Source organism: Streptomyces sp. CB01580 (assembly GCF_001905795.1).
GTDB lineage: Bacteria > Actinomycetota > Actinomycetes > Streptomycetales > Streptomycetaceae > Streptomyces.
In genome coordinates this window covers 1-6,094 of the sequence record NZ_LIXJ01000063.1, presented here as the reverse complement: position 1 = coordinate 6,094, position 6,094 = coordinate 1, and the positions used below count along the sequence as shown (strand labels likewise).

Annotated in this window: 6 protein-coding genes and 2 pseudogenes; 6 read left to right on the top strand and 2 right to left on the bottom strand. The window is 67.7% G+C overall.

All coding sequences use genetic code 11. The annotated features are described in order from the left end of the window. The 3 genes from AMK22_RS36790 to AMK22_RS36780 form a co-directional block, all read left to right on the top strand. Window positions 1–979, top strand: a 979-nt coding sequence (locus AMK22_RS36790) for an ISL3 family transposase (protein WP_073792063.1), incomplete at its 5' end; no start/stop codon positions are given. After that, the gene (locus tag AMK22_RS36785) at window positions 976–1,323 is read left to right on the top strand and encodes a hypothetical protein (RefSeq protein WP_242434324.1); all 348 of its coding nucleotides are present in this window, start codon (window positions 976–978) and stop codon (window positions 1,321–1,323) included. The genes AMK22_RS36790 and AMK22_RS36785, both read left to right, overlap by 4 nt. Beyond that, window positions 1,311–1,793: a hypothetical protein gene (locus AMK22_RS36780; protein WP_073792059.1), complete on the top strand. Its 483-nt coding sequence runs from the start codon at window positions 1,311–1,313 to the stop codon at window positions 1,791–1,793. Before AMK22_RS36785 ends, AMK22_RS36780 begins: the two co-directional genes overlap by 13 nt. A gap of 291 nt (window positions 1,794–2,084) precedes the next feature. Here the strand turns inward: AMK22_RS36780 and AMK22_RS36775 are convergent, their stop codons facing one another. Continuing rightward, window positions 2,085–2,843 carry an IS6 family transposase gene (locus tag AMK22_RS36775; RefSeq protein ID WP_073792057.1) on the bottom strand — a complete coding sequence of 253 codons (759 nt, stop codon included), beginning with the start codon at window positions 2,841–2,843 and terminating at the stop codon, window positions 2,085–2,087. A 382-nt stretch (window positions 2,844–3,225) separates the two neighbouring features. Between AMK22_RS36775 and AMK22_RS36770 the strand changes: the two genes are divergently transcribed. After that, window positions 3,226–3,786, top strand: a complete 561-nt coding sequence (locus tag AMK22_RS36770) for a hypothetical protein (protein ID WP_242434323.1) — start codon at window positions 3,226–3,228, stop codon at window positions 3,784–3,786. Here the strand turns inward: AMK22_RS36770 and AMK22_RS36765 are convergent. Next, window positions 3,713–4,554, bottom strand: a pseudogene (locus AMK22_RS36765) (IS5 family transposase). The gene AMK22_RS36770 and the pseudogene AMK22_RS36765 sit on opposite strands and share 74 nt — an antisense overlap. A gap of 290 nt (window positions 4,555–4,844) precedes the next feature. Between AMK22_RS36765 and AMK22_RS36760 the strand changes: the two are divergent. Both AMK22_RS36760 and AMK22_RS41660 read left to right on the top strand, forming a co-directional pair. Beyond that, entirely contained in the window at window positions 4,845–5,594 is a 750-nt protein-coding gene (locus AMK22_RS36760) for a transposase family protein (protein WP_079186608.1), read from the top strand. 214 nt (window positions 5,595–5,808) lie between these two features. Then, window positions 5,809–5,961, top strand: a pseudogene (locus AMK22_RS41660) (DUF6332 family protein); the annotation flags it as partial. Window positions 5,962–6,094: the final 133 nt, after the last annotated feature.

Here is a 6,094-nt window from a genome sequence, read left to right as displayed (position 1 = left end):
CGAGGTGCTGCCCGGCCGCGACGCCGCCACTCTGGAAGCCTGGCTACGCGGGCATCCGGGCGTCGAGGCCGTGCGCCGGGACGGATCGGCCACCTACGCCGAGGCGGTCCGCCGAGCCCTGCCCGCCGCGGTCCAGATCAGCGACCGCTGGCATCTGTGGCACAACCTCGCCGAGGCCGTCCGCAAGGAGGTCGCCGCGCACAGCACCTGCTGGGCGAAAGCGGGCCCACCCCCGGCCGAGGGGAGACAGGCCGCCACCACCCGCGAGCGCTGGCACCAGGTCCACGCCCTGCGCGAGCGCGGAGTCGGCCTGCTGGAGTGCGCACGGCGCCTGAACCTGGCTCTCAACACCGTCAAGCGCTATGACCGTGTCGCCGAGCCCGAGCGCCTCATCCGCGCCCCCAAGTACCGGCAGACCCTCGTGGATCCCTACCGCGATCACCTGCGCCAGCGCCGACTGGAGAATCCGGCCGTCCCCGTCACCCATCTCCTGCAGGAGATCAGGGAATTGGGCTACACCGGCAGCTCGAACCTGCTGGTCCGCTACATCAACCAGGGCCGTGTCGAGGCCGACCGGCCCGCGCTCTCGCCCCGGCGCCTGGCCCGCTACCTCCTCACCCGCCCCGACCGCCTCAAGGACCACCAGCGGGAACGAATCGAGGCCGCCCGCACCGCCTGCCACGAAATGACCGCTCTGGCCGACCTCATCCACCGCTTCGCCGCGCTACTGGATCCCGCCGACGGCAATGCCGCCCTGCTGAGCACCTGGATCACCTCGGCCCAAGCCGAGGACCTGCCCCACCTGCATGCCTTCACCCGGGGCCTCGAGAAGGACCGCGCCGCAGTCGACGCCGCCCTCACCCTGCCGCACCACAACGGCAGCACCGAAGGCGTCAACAACAAGACCAAGCTGATCAAGCGCCAGATGTACGGCCGCGCGAGCTTCCCCCTCCTCCGCCACCGCATCCTCCTGGGTTGACCACACCCTCCGTCACCACCGACTACGGAACAGACCCGTTCGATCGACAGTCCCCCAAGTGGACCGGAGGAGACAACCTTTCCCAATGGGAGAATTCTCCATACAACCCCAATTTCAAGCATTACAACGAGGGCCGGCTCACCGCACAGGCCGACAAGCTGCTCGCCCTCAACGAGGATCTCGGAGGCAAGGGCGTCCGCTATATGGTGTCCAATGAATGGGGTGCCGCGCATGTGAACGAAGTGCTGTCCAAGGCCTTCCCCGAGGCCTACGCCAGCGGGCAGTTGAAGGCGTATCACGTGCCCGGCAACGGCATGAGTGGAATGGGTTCATGGCTGCAGTGATCGCAATGCTGGAAGAGCTCAGGGGTATCGCGCCGCTGACCGCCGATGGCGCAGCGGCGCGGTTCTCGGCCCAGGAGTGGACGCCCGGAGGCAAGCCCCGCAACGGCGTGGAGACGTCGTGGGACAAGGACGACGTCGGGGGCTGGATCCAGACGTTCAGCAGTGGGGCGGTCAGCGTCAAGTTCTACGTCTGGATCCGCGACGTCGACGAGTCGGGCTACTTCGACGACGTGGATGCCGTCTACGAGCAGGGGAAGCAGGCGCTGGCCCGCTTCCTGCCCGAGATCGAAGAATCCTCTCTCGCCCGCCACCTCGTCGAGGCTGAACAGACCGCGGCGGACAAGGACGAATTCATTGCGGTGAAGAAGTGGACCCTCGGCGGCCGGATCCTGACCGCCGGCGTGATCCAGCAGGACACCGATCTTCCGGTGATGGTCGTGGTGGCGCTGGAGGAGCCCGGCGCCGCCTGACTCAGCCCGTACGCCAGGCGCCCACGCCCCCATCCGGGGCTGCGCGCGCCCTGGCGTACGCGAAGGGCACGTTCGATGGTCCACTCGCTGACCGCCGCACGTTCGGCGGCGGTCAGCGTCCTCGGATCGCGGACGGGTGGCTCGGGCCGGGGCGATCTATGCCAGACTCAAGCTGTGAGCGATGTACGGCACTCACGGCCACTAGCCGCCGCGAAGGCGCTGTCACGTTGTTGAGGGTGTGAAGGTCTGGCGGTGTGTCGGGTGTGGTGGGGCCGGGTTCCGGCTCGGTGCTCAGTCGGCGGCAGGCAGGGCGGTCGCGCCGGTGACCTGGTCCCAGATGGCGAAGCGGGTGGTCATCTCGGTGCGGTAGTGGGCGGCGGTCATCAGGTGGCGGCGTGGTCGGAAGTGGGGTGAGATGCCGCTGAACACGGCCAGGAACTGCTGGGCTCCGCCGGCGGAGCGGAAGCCTTTCATGGCGCGTTCTCGCTGTCTGGTGGGCTGGTGGCTGTTCTCGGCCCGGTTGTTGAGGCCCTTGTGGGAGCGGTGTTCCACGGAGGGCATGACCTCGCGGTGGGCCGCCCCGTAGGAACGGAGCTTGTCGGTGACCACCACCCGCGGCACCGAGCAGGTCGTCTTCAGCAGGCAGCGGAAGAAGCGCCGGGCCGCGGCCTTGTCCCGCCGATTCTGGAGAAGGATGTCGAGCACGTTGCCGTCGGCGTCGACGGCCCGCCACAGGTACTTCAGCTCGCCGTTGATCTTGATGAAGACCTCGTCCAGGTGCCATTTGTCCCCGTGCCGGGGCCGCTTCCGACGCAGGCCGTTGGCGTAGAACCGCCCGAACTTCGCGCACCAACGCCGGACGGTCTCGTGGGAGACGATCACGCCGCGCTCGAGCATCAGCTCCTCGACCTCGCGGAAGCCGAGCGGGAAGCGGAAGTACAGCCACACGCAGTGGGAGATGACCTCGACCGGGTACCGGTGCCCCTTGTACGACGGCGGCGCGGACGACACGAGCGGACTCCTCCCCGGCACGATCAACTCCAAGATCATCCCAGACCGGTCAGCCAACGTGACAACGCCCCGCCGCCCACTACCGCACCGAGATGACCACCCGCTTCGCCATCTGGGACCAGGTCACCGGCGCGACCGCCCTGCCTGCCGCCGCCTGAGCACCGAGCCGGAACCCGGCCCCACCACACCCGACACACCGCCAGACCTTCACACCCTCAACAACGTGACAGCGGCCCTCGCGTTCGTCGGCATAGCGGCAACCCTCATCGGATACCGCCGACTCACCAAATGAAACGACGTCTAAGAAGCCGTTGTCTTACCGGATGTGATCACTGAGTTTCCGCTGTTCAGGCATGGTTTCGGTGTTGTCGTGGGAGCGTTCGGGCAATCAGTTCGTCCTCGACGATGCGGAGGTGGCCCAGTGGCATCGGTGATGGGTTTGCTGGAAGAGCGGGAGGCCGCTGCCCGGGCGCGGGTGGAGGAGCTTCAGGCGGAGGCGGACCGGATTCAGTCCGAACTCGCTGCGGCTGAGGCGGTGTTGGACCGCCGGGTGATCGCTCGGGTGGAGCTGGCCGAGGCCCTGGCCGCCCCTGGTGATGCGGCGGATCCTGCCGTGCAGGAGGCGCCGGAGCCGGTGCCGGCGGCCAAAGCGGTGAAGGCCCCGGTCGCAGGGTCGATCGTGCCGCACTTCGGGGAGGGGATGACGGTGGAGAAGGCGCTCGCGGCGGATTACCGGCGGATCGTGGAGTTGGTGGAGTCCGGTCCGGAAGGCGGTGAGGGGGCGATGGCGAAGGAGATCGCCTCCGGGCTGGGGCTGGAGTTGGTGCCGGCGAAGATCGAGGGGGTGCGGTCCAAGGCGAGGCGCCTGGCCGAACGAGGTTGGCTGGCCGCGTCGCCGTCCGGACGGTTCACGGCGCGGCAGCCCACCGTGACTGTTCCTGCCGCCGTCGGGAAGCCGGGCGGGCGAGGCGACGGCTCATGAGCATGGCCTGCGAGAAGTAGATGAACGCCTCGCTGCTGGCGGGCAGTGTCTCGAAGTCCCGCACCAGGCGGCGCGAGCGCATCAACCACCCCAGCGTGCGTTCTACTACCCAGCGTCTTGGGAGTACCACGAACCCCTTCATGTCATCGCTGCGTTTGACGATCTGCAGCGTGAGCTGGAGTTTCTCCTTCGCCCAGTGACCAGGCGGCCGGTGTAGCCGCCGTCGGCCCACACCAGCGTGATCTTGTGAAACCGTGCCCGCAGACGGGGCAGCATGACGCGGGCGGCCTGGCGGTCGGTGACGTCGGCGGCACACACCAGCACCATCAGCAGCAGGCCCAGGCAGTCCGTGATGACGTGCCGGCGCCTTCCGTTGATCTTCTTGCCGCCGTCATAGCCACGGGTGGCGGCGGGCACCGAGGCGGCACCCTTGACCGACTGCGAGTCGATGACCGCCGCGGTCGGCTCCGCGTCGCGGCCCTCGGCCTCGCGGGCCCGGCCGCGCAGCCGGTCGTGGAACTCCTTGACCAGGCCGTGCTCCCGCCACCTGCGGAAGAAGGCATACACTCGGTCCCAGGCAGGGAAGTCGGCGGGCATAGAGCGCCACTTGATGCCGTTGTCGGTGACGTACCGGATCGCATCCAGCATCACGCGGTGGCAGTATCCCCCCGGCTGCCCGCCCCGGCCTTCCAGCCAGGCCGGCACCGGCATCGCGTCCCGCACCACTGCCCACTCCGCGTCCGTCATGTCCGACGGATACACCGGCACCCTCTCCGGGCGGTCGGCCGCGTTCCCGAACCTGTGCGCGAGGCAATCACACGCCGACACGCGGAAGTTGGACGAGACGGTGGCCGTCACGCAAGACTGGAACAACAGGGCCTCCTGGCACTCGAGTGGTCGCAAACCCGAGCTACCAAGAGGCCCTGTACTCATGCATCCACCCGGCCGAGATCACCCGACCAAGGACCGTGTTCGATCAGAACCGTCCTCATGATCGATAGAGATACGGCTTCTGAGGGAGATGTTCGAAGTCTCAACTCATCAGCACAGGTGCCTCGTTGGTTCCCTATCCTGCCGCACTCGACCTGCCTCATGCGCTGGTCGAGTGGGTCGCGATGCTCATCGTCACCCGCGAGGGTGAACGCCGCTGCAAACTCCCGCCGCACCAACGCGCGCTCGTCGCTCTGGTGTACCTGCGCAAGCACGACACCCTGGCCCAGATCGCCGCGGCCTTCGGCATATCGGTCGGCACCGCCCACGCCTACACCACCGCGGTCATCGACCTCCTGGCCGACCGGTCCCCTGGCCTGCTGAAGGTCCTGCGTGAGACCGACCCGGAGTACGTGCTGCTCGACGGGACGCTCGCCGAGTGCGACCGCGTGGGCGACGGCCAGGCCGACTACTCGCACAAGCACCGCCGCCACGGCGTGAACGTGCAGGTCGTGACCGACCCGGCCGGCCAGATCCTGTGGATCTCACCGGCCCTGCCCGGCCGGTGTCACGACCTGACCGCGGCCCGCACCCACCGGATCATCCGGATCTGCGAACGCCAGGGCGTCCCCATCCTGGCCGACCGCGCCTACACGGGCGCCGGCCCCTGGGTCACCACCGGACGCAGACGCCCACCCAACGGCCAGCTGACCCCGACAGAACGGACGGTCAACCGGGCACTGGCCACGTCCCGAGCTCCCGTCGAACGCGGTATGGCACGACTCAAGTCCTGGCGAATCTTCCGAAGATCGCGATGCAGCCCGAACCGCATGACGTCAATCGCCAAAGCTGTCCTCACCCTGGAGAGGCAACGCTGAAAACGCTCATTGAACAATGGCAGGAAGTCTCCTGCGGCCCTCTGGTGGCGGGAAGAACGCTCATCCAGAATTCCGCTCATGCGAAGGACCGACGACGTCACCGAGAGTGTCCGTGGCCGTTTACAAGCCATCTCAATTGGTGACCGAGCCGCCCGTGAGAGTCAGCAGTCAGGCGCAGGTGTGGTGGACTTGACCGCGATGTGAAACTTGCCGTGTGGACCTGGGACGTGAGTCGCGCTGGGAAAAGGACGCAATGACGGTGGAGATCGTTTTCTCCCTGGTGACTTCCGCCGTGCTAGCTGGGGTGATCTTTGCCGTCGTCTGGGCTCTCGTCCAGGCCCTTGACCCCTCTGGTTCGGCAGAGAAAACGCCCCGCGCGGACCGCACACGCACCGCGCGTGGACGGCGCCGTCTCAGCGCAGGCCGGTCGGCCGGTTCAGCGCTGCCTGGATCAGCCGGTCCACCAGTTCCGGGTAGCTCACGCCGCTCTCCCGCCACAT

Excerpts from the sequence above, each read along its gene's own strand:
- AMK22_RS36780 (WP_073792059.1), top strand. The coding sequence starts at position 1,311 with ATGGCTGCAGTGATCGCAATGCTGGAAGAGCTCAGGGGTATCGCGCCG.
- AMK22_RS36775 (WP_073792057.1), bottom strand. The coding sequence starts at position 2,843 with ATGATCTTGGAGTTGATCGTGCCGGGGAGGAGTCCGCTCGTGTCGTCC.